Source organism: Xanthomonas arboricola pv. juglandis (assembly GCF_001013475.1).
GTDB lineage: Bacteria > Pseudomonadota > Gammaproteobacteria > Xanthomonadales > Xanthomonadaceae > Xanthomonas > Xanthomonas arboricola.
Genome location: NZ_JZEF01000001.1, coordinates 586,300 through 605,434, shown reverse-complemented (window position 1 = coordinate 605,434; position 19,135 = coordinate 586,300). Strand labels below are relative to the sequence as shown.

Here is a 19,135-nt window from a genome sequence, read left to right as displayed (position 1 = left end):
CTGCCTGTGCCGGTAATGCCGTATGCCGCGTGCTGACGCTGATGCGTTGACCCGCAACACGACCGATCCCGCGCGATAACGCATCAGACCTGCGGCACCGCCCCGGTGCGTGCAAACGCCTCCACCAGCCGCAGGATGCGCGCCTGCGCATCGATGTCATGCAGCTCTGCCTGCAATCTGCGCACGCCCGCCGGCAGCTCGGTGGCGGCAAGTGCCTCGCGCAACAGCGCAGGCAGGCCGTCCAGCTCGCGCAGCCACCACGACGCACCTGCGCTGTGCAGACGCGCGGCATGGTCGAACTGATCGTAATCCAGCGGGTAGACGATCGACGGCAAGCCCGCGGCCAGGCAGGCATACAGGATGCCGGCACCGCCATGGTGGACCACCAGGTCGTAGCGATGCAGCTGCTGCGCGTAGTCCACGTACGGCAGGCGCTGGTAGTTGCCGTGCGTCTGCGCTGGCGGCGCAGCGGTATCGCCATCGCTGAAGTGGAAGATCACCTGCGGAAGCTGCACTGCGACGGCGCGCAGCACCTGGTCCATCCGCTGCTTGACCCATTGCAGATGCGTGCCCAGCGTCACCAGCACATGCCGACGACCGGGAACGAACTGCGGCGGCGCAACCGCCGCGGGCGGCGTGCACAGCTGCGGCCCGACGAAGCGCACCGCCGCCGGCCAGCGCCGCGCCAACTCGAACGACGGCAGCCCCAGGGCCAGGATGCAGTGCGGCGAATACACCGCCTCGCTGCGATCGCTGCGATAGATCGCCGGCAATCCGGATGCGCGCATCTGACGGCGGTAACACAGGTGCAGGCTCCGTTTGAAGCCACGCGTCAGCCGCCGCGCCATCGCCTGCCAGATCCGCTGCGCTGCCGTGGATGGCGGAAGCAGACCGCCGAAATACGCCGGAGGCCCGTCGCCGGTTTCGATCACGCATGGCGACGGCATGCTGGTCCACCAGGCGATGCCCATCGCCTGCGCTGCCAGACCCGCGCTGGGCAGGGTGAAATCGGCGATCACCAGGTCCGGCCTCCGCTCGCGCCCGCGCTGCCGTACCGCATCGCCTACCCGCGCCATCAGGCCAAGCGCGCTGTGCAACTGTCGGCGCAGCCGCAAGGGATTGTGGCCTACCGCATGCGGTGGATTGGCGATATCGAGCAACTGCCGGTCGGCTTGCGCATCCAGCACGCCGACCGCGCTCAGTCCGCATGCACGGATGCGCGCCAGTGCCGCCGGCGTGCTGATGACCTGGACATCATGATGTGGCGCCAGCTGCCGGGCGATCGCCAGGATCGGATGCAGATGCCCGCTATACGGCGGCGCGATCAGATCAATGCGCATGTTCCCTCCCCTGCACTGGCTGCTCGACCTGCGCGATAAAGGCCTGGCACTCGGCCAGCACTGCCGCATCGCGCAGATAGTGCAGATGCCCGCAGGCAGGCATCAGATCTGGCGCACCGGCGCACAGCGCACGCGAGATCCAGTCGCCGCTGCCCTGGACGACGCGCAAGTGCCCGAACGTGGCAGGCGCATTGCATACCGGGCCATAGGCGAACACCGCAAGACGCGTGCGCAGCGCCTGCGGCAGCTGCAACGCTGTCAGCAACTGCAGGCCACAGCTGCCGGCCAGCAGCACCGTTGTCGGCGCCTGCTCCAGCAGCGCCACCACGCGCGTGCGATCCGCATCGGCAACGCGTGCGGCGCGCGCGGCCAGATACTGGCGCGCGTTGGACACGCTGGCACGCCACAGCGGCATGTGCCGGTAAGTTGGACTAGCGGAGCGATACGGATAATTGCAGTCGATCAGCCGCCGGCCCGGGCCTTGCAGCTGCTGCAGAAAATGCTGTTGCTGCATGCTCAATGCGCAACTCTCCGGATCGCTTTGCCCGGTGAGGAAGGCGATCTGCAGGCTGGCGCCGTCAGTCCGCATGGAAACGCCCATCCGGCAACACGCGATAGCGCCGGGTGCGCCAGCGGATCGTGCGCACCAGCGCGGCATGCAGCAGATGCAGTGGCTGCAGGCACTCCGCAACAACCGACAGCAGCGGACGGTGGCGAACCGCACCGGTTACCCGCCATTGCACCAGGCATAGCAGCAGCGCACGCAGCAGCACGGTGCCCAGCACCCAGGCCAGCGCCGGCCAGCTCGCCTGCACGCAGGCACAGACCAGCAAGGCCAGCAGCAGCAACGGCGGCAGCCCCTGCAGCACGCCAATCGCCGAACGCACGCCCACGCTCTGCCGACGCAGCAGGATCGACGCGAACAGCATCCATCGATGCATCTGGCGTGCGTAGCTGGCCAGATCCGGCATCGCGGTGCGCATCGCCACCGGCGCGACGGATTGGCGGAGTCGCCCGCCGCGCTCACGCACCAAGGTGGCAACGGCCAGATCGTCGGTGAGCTGCTGCAGTAAGGCGGCAAAGCCGCCCCAGGCACGCAGCTGCTCGGTACGCGCGGCATAGCACATGCCGTTGATGGTCAGCGGCGCGGCGAACGGCAGCCAGCCCAGATAGGTCAGCGCCGCGTTGTTGTTGACGAACTGCGACAACAGCCGGCCTGGCAGCGTGGTGCTGTCCTGGTAGTACGGCAGCGCGGTGACCATATCGGCGTCGGTCAGATCCTGCAGCAGGCGTGCGAGCGCGCTGGCGCTCAGCTGTGCATCGTCGTCGAGGATCAGGCTGATCGGCGCGCGCACATGCGCCAGCGCGTGCTCGAGCTTCCAGGCCTTGGGGTTGATCCCGGCCGGCGCGGCCGGCACCCGCATGCGCTGGATGCGTGCATGCGGATGCAGCGCGACCAAGGCGTCGGCAACGTTATTTCCCGGGATATCGTCTGCATCCAGCAGCCAGACAAACTGCGCGTCCGGCAGCGCTTGCAGGTTGGCCGCAAGCACCTGCTGCAAATGCGCATCGCCCCCCAGCACCGGCTGCAGGATCGCTACCTCGGCCTGGGTTGCGGTGGCGCCACCCGCGGGCAGTGTGCGCGCACCACGCAGCACCCACAGCACTGCAGCCGTCTTGACCATCAGCACCGCCAGGTAGGCAATTGCCAGTATCGGAACGATTACGCCCACTGCGCCGCCTGCCAACGCACGAATGCCTCGATGCCTTGCTCCAGACTGACGCTGGGCGGTCCGAGATCGGCAAGCGTGCGGCGTGGGTCGAAGGTCTTGGAATAGGCGAACGCACCCACGCCGAAGCGCGTGATCGGCGGTTCGCCGCGCAGGCGCAGCACGCGATACGCCGCTTCCACCACGCTGGCCATGCGCAGTGCGGTGGCGATGCGCACCTCGCGTTGCGGCAGCGGCAGCTGCAGGCGCGTGAGTAAGTCCAACAACAGCTGTTGCAGATCCACCGGCTGCGCATTGGTGAGGTTGTAGGCCGGCTGCAACTGCGGCGCGGTCGCAGCGCGATAGAGGTAATCGCATAGCGTATCGATGTAGATCAGGTCGCCGATCACCGGCTGCGTCTGGCCGACGAAGCGCGGCAGCGCCCCCTTGCGCGCAGCGGCAATCACCCGCGGGAACAGCACCGTGTCTCCCGGCCCGAACACCGCACGCGGGCGCAGCACGGATTTGTCGCCCGGATACTGCTCCAGCAGCGTTTCGCCAAGGTATTTGGTCTGCGCGTAGGTGTTGACGAACGTCGGCCCGATCGGGCTGTCCTCGCTGAGCTCATATTGATGCTCCTCGCGGTAGAACACCGAACTGGACGACACATACAGCAGACGCGGGCAGCCATGGCGCTTGCAGAAGTCGATGACGTTGGCGGTGGCCTGGACGTTGTGCAACTGGAACTGCGCACGCGTGCCCCACGGCGAGGCCAATGCCGCAGCGTGGATCACCACATCCGGCTGCCACTGCAACGAGAACGGCCGGCTCAGATCGATGCGATGGTAGTTGGGCAGATCGCTGGCGCGACGACCGATGCCGTGGATCTCCACACCCGGCTGGCCCTGGAAACGTCGCAGGAAGGACCCACCGACAAAGCCGGATGCACCGGTCACGAGAATACGCAGGCTCATCGCCACTCCGGTTGATAACGGTCAAGACTGGGTTGGCAATGCGACGGCAGGATGGCCAACTCCGGGTGTGCATGCGACAGCGCGTGCAGCTGCTGCACGGTGCGCCGGAACGCGCGCCAGTCGTGCATCAACAAACGTGTGGGCCAGGCAGGCCACTGCAGCGCAGACCAGGTCGCCGACGACCACACCGCGTCGGCGCACAGCAATACCTCGCGGTCGTGCTGATCGCGCAACCACAGCCCCATCTGCCCGGGCACGTGCCCGGGCAACGGCACGGCCAGCACGCTGCCGTCTGCGAACAGATCGTAGGCCGCGCCCAGACCTTGCCAGGCGCCGGTCAGCGCACGCAACGGCGCCTGCTCGGCAAACTGCAGGCGTCGATCGAAATCCTCGGGGAGCAGCTGCGGCAACAACGCACGCCGCAGGCCGCCGAGGCGCGAACAGCTGCGCAACTGTTGATAGTCGGCGCGCAGGCACAGGAAGCGCGCGTTGGATAGATCGCGCAGACCGCCGACATGGTCGGCATGGAAGTGCGAAATCAGGCACCAGGCGATCTCCTCCAGCTGCACGCCGCGGCGTGCCAGCTGTGCGCCCAGCGTTTCGTGCGCGGGCAGGTGCACCGGCGTGGTCCAGCGATACAGGCGCTCGGGCCAGGGATCGGTCGCGCGGAAAAAATGCTCCGCATACCCGGTGTCGTACAACAGCGCGCCGCGCTGCGGATGCCGGATCAGCACGCTCAACGCGGGGAATTCCACCGCATGCCAGTGGCCGTCCGCACGCACCATGCGCTCGCAGTGGCGGCAGTGGCCGATGCGCAGCAACTCGAGCGACACGCGCGGCGGCATCAGGGCGCGACCTGGTCGGAACATGCGCACACGCCCTAGTACCGCAACACCATGCCGCCGATCGCCAGCCCGGCACCGGTGCCGAGCAGCGCAACCAGATCGCCACGCTGCACGCGTTGTTCGATCCGGGCGTGATGCAAGGCATGCGGCAGCGAGGCGGCGACCTGGTTGCCGGAGGTCTGCAGGATGCGAATCACCTGATCGGGGCGCAGCCCCAGCGCCTGCACCACATGATCTAGACCGCCCCCGGAGGCCTGGTGCGGGACCAGGCAGCGCAACGCTGCCGTGGTGGTGCCGGCCTCGCCCAGCAACCGTTCCCAGAACGCAGGCAGATGGCGCGCCGCGAACCGGTAGGCGCCACGCCCATCCATGCTAAAGCTGCGCAAGGCCTCGGGCGACTGTTCTTCGCCGCGTGGATAGCGGGTGCCGCCGCCGCGAATGCGGCACAGCTCCGCGCCTTCGCCGTAACTGGACAGGCGGCTGGACAGCAGTGCCGAGCCGTCATCGGCGGCGCTGCGCCCCACGACCACCGCGGCCGCGCCATCGCCAAACAAGCCGGCAGTGGCCGGCGTCGATGCATCCAGCCCGCCCGATGCCACCTCGCTGGAAACGATCAACACGCACTGGTAGCGCCCGAGCGCCAACGCATTCGCGGCCATGTCCAGCGCCACCAGAAAGCTCAGGCAGGTCGCATTGACGTCGAAGGCCGGAATGCCCGAATCGCCCAGCCCGAGCGCGCGCTGGATCAGCACCGCCTGGCAGGGAATCGGCTGCTCCATGACGCTGCAGGCCGAGATCAGGCAATCGACCTGACCGGGGTCGATGCCCGCGCTTGCCAGCGCCTGGGTCGCCGCCGCCGCACCCATCGACGAAGCCGTCTCGCCCTCGCCCACGTAATGGCGCGTGGCCACTCCCGAGCGCGCGAAGGTGGTGCCTGCCGGCAGCTGCCAGCGTTGATCCAGCTGTTGCGAGGTTACCTCCGTGGCGGGGACATGGCGCCCGGTGCCCAGAATGCGCAGCGGCAATGCGTTCAACACGGAGGTCTCGTTGGACAAGGCGCGCAGCATACCGTGGCTGGCGTGGGCCGAGCCGATCGATCGGCGGAGCGCGCATCGCGCATGGACTGCCTGCGAGGACGGCGATCGGTCAGTCGATCGCCACCTCGTTCTAGACCACAACCGCCGGGCAGTCGTGCCGACGTGTCAAGGGCACCTCGAACAACCTCGATTCTGCCGTTTGAGATGTTCGGTAAGGCGACAGGCCCCCCTCGCACCTGCCGGTCGAAGGGGCGCGAAGAGCCGACCCATGGCATTTCAAACCCGGATTGCGGCCTGTCAGCCGCCGTTTCCGCTCACGCCGGCACGATCCCCTGGCTCTGCAGCCGCGCCAGCCTCATCAGGTTGTGTGCGGCAACCTTCAGGCCGATCACCACCTGGGCTCGCGCCAGGCCAATCGTGCGCAGGCATTTGCCTCCCTGTTGGGCGAGTCGGGCAAACGGATGCTCGCCGAACGCCCGATCCTTGGCGATGCGATGGTTCCGACGCTGCTGGGCCAGGCTCAGCGGCTTGTCCGTCTGCCCCTTGTGCTGGATGTCCGCGCGGTAGCCTTGTCGCCTGAGTTCGGTTTCCCGAGCCTGGCTGGCATAGGCGCTGTCGGCCCGTACCGTGCGCCCGGTGTTGACTGGATCGAGCAGCGTCTCGAAGTGCCGGCTGTCGTGCACGTTGGCCGCACTCACCTCGTGCCGCCGGATGAACCCCCAGCGCCGATCCGTGTTGGCGTGCAGCTTGTAGCCGTAATGGGCCTTGCCGTGCTTGAGCGTCCAGCGCGCCTGCACGTCCTTCTGCCGCCGCTTGGCATCGCTCCAGTCCTGCACAGCCTCGCCTCGCTTGATCCGGGCGTTCTCCTCGCGCGTATTGCGCTGGATCGGCGCGCTGACGATGCTCGCATCAATGATCTGTCCACCCCGGGCAATGAACCCGGCCCGCTGCAACTGGCCGCTCACCGCCGCGCTGATGTCGCCGATCAGATCGTTCTTCTTGAGCCGCTCACGCCACACCCAGATCGTCTTGGCGTCAGGCACCTTGCCGCTGTGTTCCAACCCCAGGAAGCGCTGGAAGCTGCGACGGTCCAGCACCTGGTACTCCAGCGCCTCGTCGGACAGGTTGTACAACTGCTGCAACAGCAGCAGCCGGATCATCAGCTCCGTCGGCCACGCCGGGCGACCGCCCTTGGCACCCGTGCCCAGGCGAAGGTGGCCATCGATCACCGCCGCGATCGCGACGAAATCGATGTGCCGCGACAGCAGCTCCAGCGGATCGCTCAACTGCTGGCGCTTGGCTTCGCGCTCGGCCCCGGCAAACAGACTGATCATCGGCTCTTACCCTGGATGGCGGTGGAACTATGATGCCAAGGATCGGGGGTTTTTAGAGCTGCCCTCAAGGCGCTTCCACCGCATATCCCAGTGCCTGCAACCGCGCCAGATAGCCATCGGCTGCGGTCAGCCGGCTGATCGGCAGCACCGCGAAGGTGCTGCGATTGCGTTGCAGCGCGGTGGTGGCGATGCTCAACCAGTGCTCGCGCATGCGCCGTTCCAGATCGTCGATGCCGCGCTTCCTGGCGGCGCCGGAACTGGCCATGGCGCTCATGCAGGCGGCCTGCGGATCCTCGCGTGGCAACTGGCGCAATGCCTCGATGTCACCCACCGACCAGGCGTTGGCGCGCTCGACCATCGTGGGCAGGTCGCGCTCGACGGTGACCAGGATGCTGCGAAAGCACGCGGTATCGTCCATGCCGCCGGCGCGGAACTCCTTGATGGCCTGGCGCGGGTCGGCGATCTTGTAATCCAGCGCGGTGGGCGTCGGCTTGATCCCGGCGCGCTTGGCGGCACGCTCCACCACCGACCAGATCACCGGCGAGCGCGCCAGGCCGGAGCGTTTGATCGCCGCCTGATACAACTCGCCGGCGGCAAGCATCGGGCGCTTGCGCTCCACCCCACGGTCGCTGCCGAGATAGCGTGCCTTGGCAACCGACCAGCGCGCATACAGATCAGCCGGCAGCAGTTCGCGCAGTTCGCGGCCGTCCTCGTTCTTCATCGCCTTCATCGCCGACGGCAGCAAGGTCAATTTGCCGAAGAACCCCATGTCCGCATCGATCTGGACGGTCGGGGCCATCAGCACCTGCTGCGACTGGCCGATGATCGTTTCCACCTCGGCCGACTGCCACTGCAGCCGCTTCGGCAGCGGCGACACGGTGCCCAGGATCCACAGCACATGATCGCCCTTGATGACCTTCCACAGGCCCGGGCCAGGCTGCACGCCGCGCACCACCATCGCTTCCAGATCGACCACGGCCGGCGGCGATGGCGCGGCCGGCTGCGGCGTCGTGCAATCGCTGGCCGACGCCAGCAACGACACCAGCATCATTCCCACGCCCCACCCCGCCCGCTGGCCTCGCATCACGTCTCGCCCCCTGTGTGAGAACGCGGACACTACGCCAAGCCGGCCATGGCCGCGTTAGGGAAATGTTCGCCGCCGCAGCCGCCGCAGCCGCCGATGGCTCAGCGTGGATCCAGGCTGGCCAGGTGCGCAGCCAGCGGCGAGCCGCCGTCGAGCAGCGCGAATCCTTCCCAGACGAATCCCGGCGAGACCGTGCAGCCCACCAGGGTGAAATCGCCAAGCGACCGCGCCGCCTGCCAGCACCCTGCCGGCACCACGTGCATCGGCTCGCCGCGCTCGGCGGCATCCAGGATCAGGCGTTGCAGCTGCCCGCTGGCCTCGTCGTAGATCGACAGCTCCAACGCATCGCCCTGCTGCCAATGCCAGCTTTCTTCCGCATCGACGCGGTGCCAGGCGCTAAATTCGCCGGCAGCAAGCAGGAAGCGGATGGCGGTCAGCGCCGGGCGCGGCTGGCCGCCCTCGCTCACCTGGCGCGCAGACGCATACACGCGACGGAAATGCCCGCCCTCCGGATGCGGGGCGAGTTCGAGCGAACGGATCAGGTTGGCGGCGGTCGGATGCATGCCTACATGCTAAGCCAGCCAACCCCGCGCATGCATCACGGCAGGTGCTTGCCCGCACGCAGGCAGGTGCGGAAGAACACTAGCAGATCCCAGCTATAGCGCTTGAGCAGACGACGCGGCTCGTTGAGCAGCCGGTACATCCATTCCATATGCAGCCGCCGTACCCAATCCGGCGCACGCTTGGCGGTGCCGGACAGGAAATCCAGCAACGCGCCGACCCCGAACACCAGCGGGACGTTCAGGGCATGGCTGTGATCGAGGATCCAGCGCTCCTGCAGCGGGTTGCCGAAGGCCACCAGCAGCACATCGGCGCCCGAGCGATTGATGCGCTCGGCCAGGCCCTCGCCGGCGGCTGCAAATTCGCCGTAGCCGTCGCACATGCCCACCACCTGCTGGCCGAGGGTTCCGGTCAAGGTCGCGGCAGCGGTCTTGCCCACGCCCGGACGACCGCCGAGCAGGAAGAACTTGAGTGGCTGCGCGGCCTCACGACACAGATACGGAATCAGGTCGGTGCCATTGAGGTTGCCGGCAAAGCGCCGACCATGGATCAGGCGTGCTGCCAGATCCATGCCGATGCCGTCATTGACGATGCGCACGCTGGGCTCACGCATCCGCAGCCGCAGTGCCTGGCATTGCACGATGAAATTGGTGTTGGCAAAAAACACCCGGCGTGGTTGCCGGGCGGCCAATGCGTGAAACAACTCCAGTGCAAACGCTTCCTGCGTGGTGGAGAGCACCGGAAATCCGCCAAGCGGAATCACCACGCCCTGCGGCATCGCCGCGTTGGCGGTCGCTGTCGTCTCCGTATCCACGTGCCGGCCCTGCATCATCGAATCACCAAAGGTCGTAAGGAAACGCGGCCAGCAGCCCGGCCTGCAGTTTTTCCAGGTCGAAATCGCCGTTACCGCCAAGCTTCAGGCACTCTTCCACGCTGTTGCCCGAGTGCCACTGCATGCGTCCGGTGCCGTTGTAGTAGTCGTCGTACTTGAAGCGATCCTCGCCGTTGCCCCAATCCAGGTACACCGCCGGAATCCCGTACGCCTCGGCAAGAATCAGCCCGTGCAGCGAACTGCTGATCACCAATTCGGCGCCCAGCAACGCACTCATGAAGGTCGCAGGCTTGACGTTGGGAAACACCAGATGGTCCGCGTACGCGCTGTACTTCTCGACCGGCTCGTTGAAATGCGGAACGATGGCGAAGGGGCGCTTGTTTGCCGTTCCCAGCGCATCGGCGGGGAAAAACATCGGTGTCAGCAGACCGGGGTCGCCATAGACTTCCGGCACCGCGATCCCGCGATCAAGCAGGAATTGGCGCGTCTTCGGACCACGCACTGCACGCACATCGAGCGTGCTGAAGGTATTCCGCTCGGCGGGAATCTTGCCGTTGATGCCGCTGCCCCAGACGGTGTCGCCGTCCTTGGCAAAATGCAGCACCGACCCGATGGCGACCAGCTTCTTGCTGAGATCACGCTTCTCGATCAGCGTCTTGTCCTGCAAGGAGAGCACACAGGACACAATCACCTTGGACAGATGATCGCCCATGTTGACGCCAGCGTTCTTCGGCTGCCACCAGAACAAGGCACGGCGTTCCGCATGTTCGATCCATTTCTGCAGCAAAGCATTGGCCATAACGAGCAGTCTCCTTCTAAAGTTGTGTGAGCCGCATCAGTGCGAGAGCGCGGCCTCCGAAGAAGCACGCACAGCTGCGCCATCTTGCTGCGGGTACAAACGGGTTTCCGGATACGCACCTGGATTCAGTACGCGGTCGGTGGTGTCGGACCAATTCAGGCATTGGCGGTAACGCACGCGCGGTGCTTCCAGCGCGCGACTGATGGCCGCAATGACCGACTCGCCGTTGCCGGGAGTGTAGCCGAAACGCGATTGATACGGCCCCACGACGGCATTCGGACACACCGCAGGCAGGCCGAAGAAATCGTATTGCAGCAACTTCATCGAGCTATCGGCCAGATACACCGGCACCTGCTCGGATGCGTAAGGTGCGATCCCGAAACGGGCGTGCTTGATGTAGCCGATGGTCTCGGCGTGCTTCATCTCGCCATAGACGATCACGTTGTCGCCATAGCCGGGATGCCGCCCCATGCCCGAGCCGATCACATGGAACGTGACCTGCGGGAACGCCTTGCTGGCAACCACGAAGAAGTCCGGATCGAACAACATCGAGCCCACCGCGACCGCATGCATGCCCTCGCCGTACGGCGACGGGTCGCCCAGCTGATCCAGGTTGTGATCCACACCGTGACCGACGTGATAGACGTTGTCGCGGCTTGCCACTTCCTCCGCCATTGCCGGCGACACCAATGCGATCACATCCAGCGTCGGTGCAACCCGATCGAACTCACGCTCGATATAGGACGCGACATTGATCGTGCTCAGACCATCGGAAGCGCGATAGACCAGCTTCGCTGCCGGATTGATGCGCTTGGCCAGCTCGATGAAGGCCACCGCGATACCGCTTTCGAACACGATCACGTCCGCCTCGCGCATCCAGTCCAGCAACTGGCGTGGCGGATGCGCGGCATACCAGCGGAACATCGCATCTTCGACAGAACGCAGCCAGGCACGACGCGTGTTGAACGGATGCACCGTCGTGCGCCACAGATAGCACTCCACGCCCTTGTGCGACACCACGGTATTCGCGGTGTCGTCCAGCGGCAGCCGCATGTCGCCCTTCATGCGCGACAGCCGGCTATAGCGCAGCGAGAAAAACCGCGTGGTGCCGCGCAGCGCGAGTTGATCGGTGATGAAGTGGATATTCGCACGCCGTGGCGTGCGGTAATCGTGGGCGGACAGGACCAGATAGCAAGGCCGGCGAATGCCGGAAGCGGCGGCGGGTGTATCGCTCATGGGCCGTGTCCTATGAATGAGTGGGAGAAAGCATGCAAGAACGCAGGCGAAGACGATGTCGATCTCATTGGCGTGCCTTGGCCTGCTTCAGCAACTTGCGGATGTTGAGGATGGCAACGACATCGCGGCGGAACGCCGGCCAGATCGCCAATGCCAGCAAGCAGACCGCCGCCATCGCGGCCGCACCAACGGCCAGCTGCTGCCACAGCGGGCCACCGACGGTGATGGATGCGTAATACGCGCACACCCCTGCCACGCCATACGCGGTCATCGCACGCACCGCATTGGTGAACAGTGCAACCACCGGTGCGTCGGAGATCTTGCCGACCCAGACCAGCGACAACGGCCAGGTCACCAGCAGGCCGAACGAGTAGCCGATCGCCACGCCCATCGCGCCCCAGCGCGAGCCGACGAAGATGCAGCCGATCAGCACGATGCGGCTGACCAGCGAGAACAGCAACTGCGCACGCATCAGGCCCCTGGCAAGGAACACCCAGTAGGTTGCATAGGACGCGGTCTGGAAAATACCGCCCAGCGTCAGCACCTGGAACAGGGGCACCGCCTCGCGCCACTGCTCGCCGAGCACCAGCACGATCAGCGGCATGGCCAGCGCGCAGGCGAAGGCGAACAGCGCAACGATCAGATGCACCATCACCGTCTGCCCGCGCAGCAGAAAGGCGCTGAAGCGTTCGCGGTCGTCCTGCAGCTGCGACAACACCGGCAACGCCACGCTGGTGGCGGGCGCGTTGATCTGATTCAACGGCATCATCAACAACTGGAACGCACGGTTGTACAGGCCCAGTGCGTCCGGGCCGGTGCGCCAGCCGATGATGACCTGGCCGACGTTGCGGCTGGCATAGCCCAGCAACTGCGCAGCCATCAGGTTCCAGCCGAAGCTCATGAAGTCGCGCATCGGCGCCGAGCGTTGGTACCCGCCCGGCAACCAGCGTGCACAGCTCGCGGCGATGACGAAATTGACCATCGCCTGCACCACCTGCTGCACCACCAGCGCCCAATAGCCCCAGCCCAGCAAGGCGGCAGCGACGGCCGCGCCCAGGCCCAGCACCTGCGATCCCACATCGCTGAGCGCAACCTGGCCAAACCGCAGCCCGCGGCTCAGGTGCGCGCGGTACTGCGTGGTCATGCCGTTGATCAGGAAGGTCACCGCCAGCGCCTGGGAGATCGTCACCAGCGCCGGTTCTTTATAGAAATTGGCGATCACATGGGCAGAGGCGTACACCACCACCGACAGCGACAAGCCGATGCCACTGTTGATCCAGAACAGGTTGTCGCGTTGCTCGCGGCTGACATGCTTGGCCTGCACGGCAGCGGCAGACAGGCCGAAATCGCGCAGGATCTCGGCCGCGCCGACAATCGCGGTGACCATCGCCATCAGGCCGTAGTCGTAAGGCGTCAGCAGGCGCGCCAGCAGGATGATGCCGCCGAACTGCACGACCATCTTGGCCGACTGGCCGATCATGGTCACCGCTGCGCCACCGGCGGCGCGCGAACCGAGGCTGCGCTGTGGCGGCGGCGTGGGGGAATTCATCGTTGGGATCTCTGCGGTCACAGCGCGGCGCCTCCATCCTTGCCGAGCGCTTCCAGGTAGGTGCGGTAATGCAGCTGTCCGATCCGTGGCCAGTCACGTTGCGAGAGATCCGGTGCCGGGCCGCGCGGCGCGGCGCGCACCTGGTCCAGCATACCGGTCAGCAGCGCCGCATCGAATTCGCCTTCATAGAGAAACACCCAGCCCGGGCCGACTTCTTCGGCAATCGCCGCATTGGATTCGCTCCACGGTGCCAGCACCGGGCGCGCCAGCGACAACGCCAGCAACAAGGTGCCGGAGTTGTGCATCTGCCGGTACGGCAGCACCACCAGCTCGGCCTCGCTGACTTCGCGTGCCAGCACCGGTTCTTCGACATAGGCCAGCAAGGCGCTCACACGCGGATCCTGCGCGCAGGCCTCCTCCACCAGGCTGCGCATCTGCGGCGTGGCCGGGTTGCCGACGATACGCAGCTTCAGGCGCGGGTCGTCGACCTGACGCATCACCTCCAGCAGCGTTTCCACGCCCTTGTATGGGCGGATCAGGCCGAAATGCAGCAGCCGCCCCGGAACCGGCGTGCCTTGCGGCATCTTTGCAAACCACTCGCGATAATGGCCGTGCAGGATGGTGTCGGTGAATGGCGGTCGCGGCGGCGTGGTCGCGTTGATGCGGATCCAGCGACGCGTCAGCCGGTCGATCCAGCGCAACAGGCCGCGCTCGCGCCAGCCGCGATCCTCGTGCGGTGCCAGGTTGTGCAAGGTGCGCACCACCGGCGTGCCGGTCAGCTGCAGCTTGAGCAGCAACAGCGCCGCACACATCTGCTTGGCCAAAGTGCCGACCGCACTGGGATGGCGCAGCAGATATTCCGGCCAATGCAGATGCAGCACGTCGTAGCGCGACAACAGCGCATCGCGCATCGAAAAGAAGCGCGGCTGCACTGCAGCGGGCAGCGATGCGTAAAGCTGGGTCAGATACGGATTGGTGCTGGCATTGGGCTTTTCGGTGGAGAACAGCACGGTGACCTGCGGCTGCGCGGACGCACGCACAGTCGCTGCCGATGCAGGCGCGCTCATCGCACTGCCTCCCGGGTGCGGCGGGTGCCCAACGCGGTGTGGTATTCGTCGACGTAACGCCCGACTACATGCTTCCAGTCGTAGCGGCTCACGTACGCCATGGACGCTGCACGACGCGTATCGAAATCCGCGTCCGCCTGCAGCGCCAGCGCCTGCACCTGCTCTGCGGCCGCATCGATCCGGTCGCGGTTGACGATCACGCCCTGCCCCGATTCGCTGGCAAGACGCACGAACGGCGGGATGTCGCTGAGGATCGGAATCAGGCCTGCACTCATCGCTTCGACCGCAGCGATGCCGAAGCCTTCATGGCGCGACAGGCAGACAAAGAACTGCGCCTGCTGCATCAGGCTGCACAACTGTTCCTGCGACGGCGACATGCTGAGCTGCACCTTGTCCTGCAAGCCCCGCTCGGCGCTCGCCTTGCGCAGGTCGGCCTCGTTCAAATCGTATTCGCGCCCCGCGATGATCAAGCGCCACTGCGGGTCGCGCTGCAGCATCGCCTGCAGCAGCTCCAGGGTTTCGATCAGGCCCTTGTTCACCGACCAGCGGCCGAAATACATCATGGTCCGCCCCGGCGTCGCTGCGCCCTGCCCCGCGTATTTCTCCACGTCCACACCGTTTTCGATCACCCGCAAGCGCGCCGGCGACACCACCTTGGCGAACAGCTCACCGTCGTTTTCGCTGGTGGCGATCACCCGCGCATACGCCAGCGCCGAGGTGCGGGTGAGCGTCTGAAACCATAGCTGCTTCATCCGCGAGGCATACGCGGTGTGGAAGAACCCGCCGTGCGTGGACACCACCATCGGCTTGCCATGCAGCGGCCTGGTCAGCGCCAGATAGTCGTAGAAAAAATCGATGCCGTGCAGATGCACCAGATCGGCCGAGCGGATCGCGCTCAGCACGGACGGCGCCAACGGATAACGCGACGAGCCGCGATAACCGATGCGTCGGATCGGCAAGCCCTGATACGTCTCCTGCTGCGCAAGCTGCGCGCCCGGATCGGTAAACACCCGATCCAGGGTCACGACCTCCACCGTATCGGCACTGGTGGCCTGGTGTTGCCGGGCCACATTGAGAACGACTTCCTCCATGCCTCCGATCGAAGGATGGAATTGGCGGACGACATGCACCACTTTCATTACGCCAATCTCCTGTGCCAGCGACGCAGACACATCTGCATGCTCGGCTGATCATTCTGGAAGCTCGTCATTTACGTTTCAATCCCAACATCCACGGCGCAACGCGCACCAGCACCGCGCGCATCGGCACGCTGACAGCGACCGCAAACGCGCTCAGGCCCATCGCCCAGGCCGGTGTCCCGATCAGGCTGCGAGCGATCACACCCGTTCGTGCCACCACACTGGTGAGCACCAGGAACACCAATGTGTGCGTGCACAGGATCAGCAAGGTATTGCCACCGATCCACTGCAGCCAACGCCACTGTCGAACGAAATACGCCACGCACAAGGTCATCGCGGTGCCCAGCAGGCTGACCAGCAGGAACACCGCAGCGGAATGCCCGAACTGCAGATTGTTCACATCCACTTGCCCGTTCCATCCGGCCAGCCACCACCACGCTGCCGCCAGCACCGGCAGTGCCAACGCCCACACCGAGGCGCCAAGCGCGCGCAGTGCATCGGCATAACGCGACAGCCATCCGCCCACGGCGATGAAGAACAGCGCGACAGGCAATACATCCAGCGCCAACGGAAGCCGCAGGTGCACCGACGGAAACCAGCCCGCCCATGCCAAGGCGAGCAACAGACTGGCTGCAGCCAGGGCCGCCGTCGTCAGGCGCGTGCGCAAGGCGATGTAGGCCAGCGTGGTGACGAACAAGGCCGGCAGGAACCACAACGCCGGAAGCACGTACAGGCGTGTGCCGTTGGCCCAGAACAGGCCGACAAACGGATCCCACCACGGCAGCACATGCGATGGATGCGGCGCGCGGCTGGTCACTCCCATCAGCAACCAGCAGGCGTAGGCCACCAGGAAAAACGCGACATAGGGAACCAGCAACGTGCGCGCCAACTTCGCGATCGTCGCCACCGTCAATGCACGGTGGCCGAAGCGCTCGCCCACCCAGCCAGACAGCACGAAAAACAGCGGCACATGAAAACTGTAGGCGAACAACTTGTAGGCGGCCGGCATGCCGTTGGCATGCCCCAACACCACCAGGACGATGGCCAGCGCCTTTGCGGCATCGATCTGCCAATCGCGGGTCAACGCAGGCGCCGGTGCGGCCTTGGCACCCAGGCCGCCGCGCCCGGCCGCGTCGGAATACGGCGCGGTGGTCATGGTGCAGCGCCGCTCATGCCGCCACCGGGCGGGCACCCAGGGACCACGGCGCAAAACGCATCAGCAACCAGCGCAGCGGCACGCACGCGAGCAGCGCAAACACCGTCACGAACACTACCCAGCCGAGCCCCGGACGCGAGGCACCGAATCCGCCGGCCAGCGCCGCGACACCGGAGAGCACGAAGAACACCAGCATGTGGGTGCACAGGATCAGCAAGGTATTGCGGCCGATCCACTGTATCCAGGCCCAGCCCTGCACCAACCGTGCGGCACAGATCACCATCAGTGAGCCGAGTACTGCGCTGACCACAAACCCGGCGTGGTTGCGGCCGAACTCCAGCATGTTGACGTCGATCCGGCCATTACGATCAGCCAGCCAGGCCACCGGCAGCGCCAGCAATACCGTCGCCAGCGCGCTCAGCGGCAAGGAGGTTGGCAGACGTGCAGAAACGCGGATCAACAGGGCGCCCAGCGCATAAAAGCACAGCGACACCGGCAGGACGTCCAGGCCAAAAAAAAGTCGCACTTGCTGGCCCGGAAACCAGCGCATCCAGCACCAGGCTAGGATCAACGACGCCACCGCGATCACCACCGGCGACAGCCAGCGGCGCAGTACTACGTAGCTCAGCACCGTCACCAGCATCACCGGCAGGAACCACAGCGGGGGCTGCACATACAGATCGGGGCCGATGCCGGTGAACATCGCCACGATCGGCTCCCACCACGGATGGCTGCCCCAACGCGCCGCCTTCTCGCCGATATTGCGCGTCAGCAACCAGTACGCGTAACCGAGCAGATAAAACGTGACATACGGCAGCAACAGACTGCGCGCCTGCTTGCTGATGGTCTGCGGCAAGCCGGTGGTCCGCGACGCATAGCCCGCCGCCAGCCAGCCGGACACCATGAAAAACAGCGGCACATGAAAGCTGTAGGCAAACAACGTCATCGCATGCGGCACGCCCTTGGCGTGGCAGAACACCACCAACAGAATCGCCAGGGCCTTGGTGGCATCGATACGCGGGTCGCGGCTGCGCCCGCCGGTGGCAACGTACGCGCCGACGACCGGTGCGACCGGCTGCGGTGCTTGCGTTGCCGCCACACTCATCGCGTGCCTCCCGCGGGCAGTGGCAATCGCGCATCCTCGTCGGCCGGATCCTGTCTGGGCAGCTGCGTAGCGCTGGCAGCAGACCAGGTCGGCCGCATGTGCCACAGGCAGCCGCACACGAACCACCACAACGCCGACGTCTTGATCGAGAAGTAGCCGTTGGACACCAGCAAGCTCAGCGCGAATGCAAAGATCGCCAGGTTCTTGAACAACTGCCCTTCCTTGCTTGGCATCAACAACAGGAACGAATACGACAGCAGGAAGGCGAGCACGCCGACGATCGACTGCGATGCGATGAAGTAGGCAATGCCGCTGTCGAAGTAACGGTATGCCTGCGCAAAATCCAGGCCCATCCACGAGTTGAAGGACAGGTTGTTCATCGAATTGACGGTGAAGAAGATCCGGCCCATCGTGTTGTCCTGATAGGCCGTGATCCCGGTGATCCACACCAGCAACCACGCCGTCATGATCACGAGCAGAAAGACCAGGAACGCCAGCCGTTGATCCAGGCGTTTCAATAGCGGCGACAGCAGCACCATCAGCACGCAGGTACCCGCCGCAAGTCGGCCGTCGGAGGCCACGACCATGAAACCGATCAAACCGACCGACAGGATCAGCATCGCCGGCCGCATCCAGCGCCAGAACACCAGCACGATCGCGGTAAAGAAGCAGATGTAGTTACCCATCGTCACCGGCTCGATGAACATCGAGGAGGCGCGGGGAAGATTGGAGCCGGGCAGGAAGTTACGCTCGCCCGGTCGCGTGGCGCTGACGAACAGGTTGCTGTCTTCGTTCCAGAACCCCTCCGCGCTCATGCCGCGCGCGTTGACGAAGAAGCTCTTCGGGTTGACCAGATCGCCATAGGCGCTGGGCATCGCCAGTTCGAACGCCGCAACCAACGACACGATGATGGTCATGCGCACGAACAGCTTGGGCACCGACCCGGTGTAAGCCGAACCAAGCACCACGAACGCAAACACCACCAGCGCGTCGCGAAAGAATTTCGGATCGATCTGCCAGTTCACCAGGAAGCGCACGAACATCAAGGTGACGATCAGCCCCAGGCCGCTGATGATCAATGCAATGCGCTTGCGGCTCATTGAGCCCAAGCCGAGCAGGAAACACGCGGCGTAGACCATGAACTCGACTGCGTAGGTGATCACCGGACGTACGGTGAACACGTTCGCGTTGATCAGCGCCAGCACCAGGTTGTAACCGACGCCGACCAGCAGCGTCAGCTCGATCAACAGGTTGTGCCAGCGAACGCGGGCCTCGTCGCTCATTCGGATCAGCATGCAGACGCCTGCTTGAGAGGGGCGGCTGCGATGCAGCCGCCCGCGGCGCTCGGCGCGCCAGGTCGCACACTCC

At 65.5% G+C, this 19,135-nt stretch carries 18 protein-coding genes; all 18 read right to left on the bottom strand.

Annotation, left to right across the window (positions count from 1 at the left end; all coding sequences use genetic code 11):
- Positions 1-83: 83 nt before the first annotated feature.
- The 18 genes from XARJCFBP2528_RS02515 to XARJCFBP2528_RS02430 all read right to left on the bottom strand — a co-directional run bounded on the left by XARJCFBP2528_RS02515 (position 84) and on the right by XARJCFBP2528_RS02430 (position 19,050).
- Positions 84-1,340 carry a glycosyltransferase gene (locus XARJCFBP2528_RS02515; RefSeq protein ID WP_047124272.1) on the bottom strand — a complete coding sequence of 419 codons (1,257 nt, stop codon included), beginning with the start codon at positions 1,338-1,340 and terminating at the stop codon, positions 84-86.
- Positions 1,330-1,941, bottom strand: coding sequence for a hypothetical protein (locus XARJCFBP2528_RS02510; protein WP_026064889.1), 612 nt, complete (start codon positions 1,939-1,941; stop codon positions 1,330-1,332). The genes XARJCFBP2528_RS02515 and XARJCFBP2528_RS02510 overlap by 11 nt, the downstream gene beginning before the upstream one ends.
- Entirely contained in the window at positions 1,919-3,073 is a 1,155-nt protein-coding gene (locus XARJCFBP2528_RS02505; RefSeq protein ID WP_026064890.1) for a glycosyltransferase, read from the bottom strand. The genes XARJCFBP2528_RS02510 and XARJCFBP2528_RS02505 overlap by 23 nt, the downstream gene beginning before the upstream one ends.
- Positions 3,064-4,023, bottom strand: a complete 960-nt coding sequence (locus XARJCFBP2528_RS02500) for an NAD-dependent epimerase/dehydratase family protein (protein ID WP_016904829.1) — start codon at positions 4,021-4,023, stop codon at positions 3,064-3,066. Before XARJCFBP2528_RS02500 ends, XARJCFBP2528_RS02505 begins: the two co-directional genes overlap by 10 nt.
- Positions 4,020-4,868, bottom strand: a complete 849-nt coding sequence (locus XARJCFBP2528_RS02495) for an MBL fold metallo-hydrolase (protein ID WP_026064891.1) — start codon at positions 4,866-4,868, stop codon at positions 4,020-4,022. The genes XARJCFBP2528_RS02500 and XARJCFBP2528_RS02495 overlap by 4 nt, the downstream gene beginning before the upstream one ends.
- Before the next feature lie 35 nt (positions 4,869-4,903).
- Positions 4,904-5,935 (bottom strand): 3-oxoacyl-[acyl-carrier-protein] synthase III C-terminal domain-containing protein, encoded by a 1,032-nt coding sequence (locus XARJCFBP2528_RS02490; protein ID WP_016904831.1) that lies wholly within the window; start codon positions 5,933-5,935, stop codon positions 4,904-4,906.
- Between the two features lie 284 nt (positions 5,936-6,219).
- A complete protein-coding gene (locus tag XARJCFBP2528_RS02485) occupies positions 6,220-7,239 on the bottom strand; it encodes an IS5 family transposase (protein ID WP_047124271.1) in 1,020 nt (339 codons plus the stop codon).
- Positions 7,240-7,303: 64 nt separating this feature from the next.
- Complete coding sequence (locus tag XARJCFBP2528_RS02480) at positions 7,304-8,323, bottom strand: TraB/GumN family protein (protein ID WP_026064510.1); 1,020 nt, start codon at positions 8,321-8,323, stop codon at positions 7,304-7,306.
- A gap of 101 nt (positions 8,324-8,424) precedes the next feature.
- Positions 8,425-8,886 carry a cupin domain-containing protein gene (locus tag XARJCFBP2528_RS02475; RefSeq protein ID WP_016903298.1) on the bottom strand — a complete coding sequence of 154 codons (462 nt, stop codon included), beginning with the start codon at positions 8,884-8,886 and terminating at the stop codon, positions 8,425-8,427.
- A 35-nt stretch (positions 8,887-8,921) separates the two neighbouring features.
- Complete coding sequence (locus tag XARJCFBP2528_RS02470) at positions 8,922-9,716, bottom strand: WecB/TagA/CpsF family glycosyltransferase (RefSeq protein ID WP_016903299.1); 795 nt, start codon at positions 9,714-9,716, stop codon at positions 8,922-8,924.
- 4 nt (positions 9,717-9,720) lie between these two features.
- Complete coding sequence (locus XARJCFBP2528_RS02465) at positions 9,721-10,515, bottom strand: polysaccharide pyruvyl transferase family protein (RefSeq protein ID WP_016903300.1); 795 nt, start codon at positions 10,513-10,515, stop codon at positions 9,721-9,723.
- Positions 10,516-10,551: 36 nt separating this feature from the next.
- Positions 10,552-11,751 carry a GumK N-terminal domain-containing glycosyltransferase gene (locus XARJCFBP2528_RS02460; RefSeq protein ID WP_016903301.1) on the bottom strand — a complete coding sequence of 400 codons (1,200 nt, stop codon included), beginning with the start codon at positions 11,749-11,751 and terminating at the stop codon, positions 10,552-10,554.
- A gap of 64 nt (positions 11,752-11,815) precedes the next feature.
- Positions 11,816-13,300 (bottom strand): lipopolysaccharide biosynthesis protein, encoded by a 1,485-nt coding sequence (locus XARJCFBP2528_RS02455; protein WP_016903302.1) that lies wholly within the window; start codon positions 13,298-13,300, stop codon positions 11,816-11,818.
- A gap of 17 nt (positions 13,301-13,317) precedes the next feature.
- Complete coding sequence (locus XARJCFBP2528_RS02450) at positions 13,318-14,367, bottom strand: glycosyltransferase (RefSeq protein WP_026064511.1); 1,050 nt, start codon at positions 14,365-14,367, stop codon at positions 13,318-13,320.
- Positions 14,364-15,506, bottom strand: coding sequence for a glycosyltransferase family 4 protein (locus tag XARJCFBP2528_RS02445; RefSeq protein ID WP_026064512.1), 1,143 nt, complete (start codon positions 15,504-15,506; stop codon positions 14,364-14,366). The genes XARJCFBP2528_RS02450 and XARJCFBP2528_RS02445 overlap by 4 nt, the downstream gene beginning before the upstream one ends.
- 67 nt (positions 15,507-15,573) lie before the next feature.
- Entirely contained in the window at positions 15,574-16,662 is a 1,089-nt protein-coding gene (locus XARJCFBP2528_RS02440) for an acyltransferase family protein (protein ID WP_016903305.1), read from the bottom strand.
- A gap of 13 nt (positions 16,663-16,675) precedes the next feature.
- Positions 16,676-17,767 carry an acyltransferase family protein gene (locus XARJCFBP2528_RS02435; RefSeq protein WP_016903306.1) on the bottom strand — a complete coding sequence of 364 codons (1,092 nt, stop codon included), beginning with the start codon at positions 17,765-17,767 and terminating at the stop codon, positions 16,676-16,678.
- Positions 17,764-19,050, bottom strand: coding sequence for a hypothetical protein (locus XARJCFBP2528_RS02430; RefSeq protein WP_026064514.1), 1,287 nt, complete (start codon positions 19,048-19,050; stop codon positions 17,764-17,766). Before XARJCFBP2528_RS02430 ends, XARJCFBP2528_RS02435 begins: the two co-directional genes overlap by 4 nt.
- Positions 19,051-19,135: the final 85 nt, after the last annotated feature.

Coding starts and splice junctions, on each gene's coding strand:
- XARJCFBP2528_RS02515 (WP_047124272.1), bottom strand. CDS start 1,340: ATGCGCATTGATCTGATCGCGCCGCCGTATAGCGGGCATCTGCATCCG.
- XARJCFBP2528_RS02510 (WP_026064889.1), bottom strand. CDS start 1,941: ATGGGCGTTTCCATGCGGACTGACGGCGCCAGCCTGCAGATCGCCTTC.
- XARJCFBP2528_RS02500 (WP_016904829.1), bottom strand. CDS start 4,023: ATGAGCCTGCGTATTCTCGTGACCGGTGCATCCGGCTTTGTCGGTGGG.
- XARJCFBP2528_RS02495 (WP_026064891.1), bottom strand. CDS start 4,868: ATGCCGCCGCGCGTGTCGCTCGAGTTGCTGCGCATCGGCCACTGCCGC.
- XARJCFBP2528_RS02490 (WP_016904831.1), bottom strand. CDS start 5,935: ATGCTGCGCGCCTTGTCCAACGAGACCTCCGTGTTGAACGCATTGCCG.
- XARJCFBP2528_RS02485 (WP_047124271.1), bottom strand. CDS start 7,239: ATGATCAGTCTGTTTGCCGGGGCCGAGCGCGAAGCCAAGCGCCAGCAG.
- XARJCFBP2528_RS02480 (WP_026064510.1), bottom strand. CDS start 8,323: ATGCGAGGCCAGCGGGCGGGGTGGGGCGTGGGAATGATGCTGGTGTCG.
- XARJCFBP2528_RS02475 (WP_016903298.1), bottom strand. CDS start 8,886: ATGCATCCGACCGCCGCCAACCTGATCCGTTCGCTCGAACTCGCCCCG.
- XARJCFBP2528_RS02470 (WP_016903299.1), bottom strand. CDS start 9,716: ATGATGCAGGGCCGGCACGTGGATACGGAGACGACAGCGACCGCCAAC.
- XARJCFBP2528_RS02465 (WP_016903300.1), bottom strand. CDS start 10,515: ATGGCCAATGCTTTGCTGCAGAAATGGATCGAACATGCGGAACGCCGT.
- XARJCFBP2528_RS02460 (WP_016903301.1), bottom strand. CDS start 11,751: ATGAGCGATACACCCGCCGCCGCTTCCGGCATTCGCCGGCCTTGCTAT.
- XARJCFBP2528_RS02455 (WP_016903302.1), bottom strand. CDS start 13,300: ATGAATTCCCCCACGCCGCCGCCACAGCGCAGCCTCGGTTCGCGCGCC.
- XARJCFBP2528_RS02450 (WP_026064511.1), bottom strand. CDS start 14,367: ATGAGCGCGCCTGCATCGGCAGCGACTGTGCGTGCGTCCGCGCAGCCG.
- XARJCFBP2528_RS02445 (WP_026064512.1), bottom strand. CDS start 15,506: ATGAAAGTGGTGCATGTCGTCCGCCAATTCCATCCTTCGATCGGAGGC.
- XARJCFBP2528_RS02440 (WP_016903305.1), bottom strand. CDS start 16,662: ATGACCACCGCGCCGTATTCCGACGCGGCCGGGCGCGGCGGCCTGGGT.
- XARJCFBP2528_RS02435 (WP_016903306.1), bottom strand. CDS start 17,767: ATGAGTGTGGCGGCAACGCAAGCACCGCAGCCGGTCGCACCGGTCGTC.
- XARJCFBP2528_RS02430 (WP_026064514.1), bottom strand. CDS start 19,050: ATGAGCGACGAGGCCCGCGTTCGCTGGCACAACCTGTTGATCGAGCTG.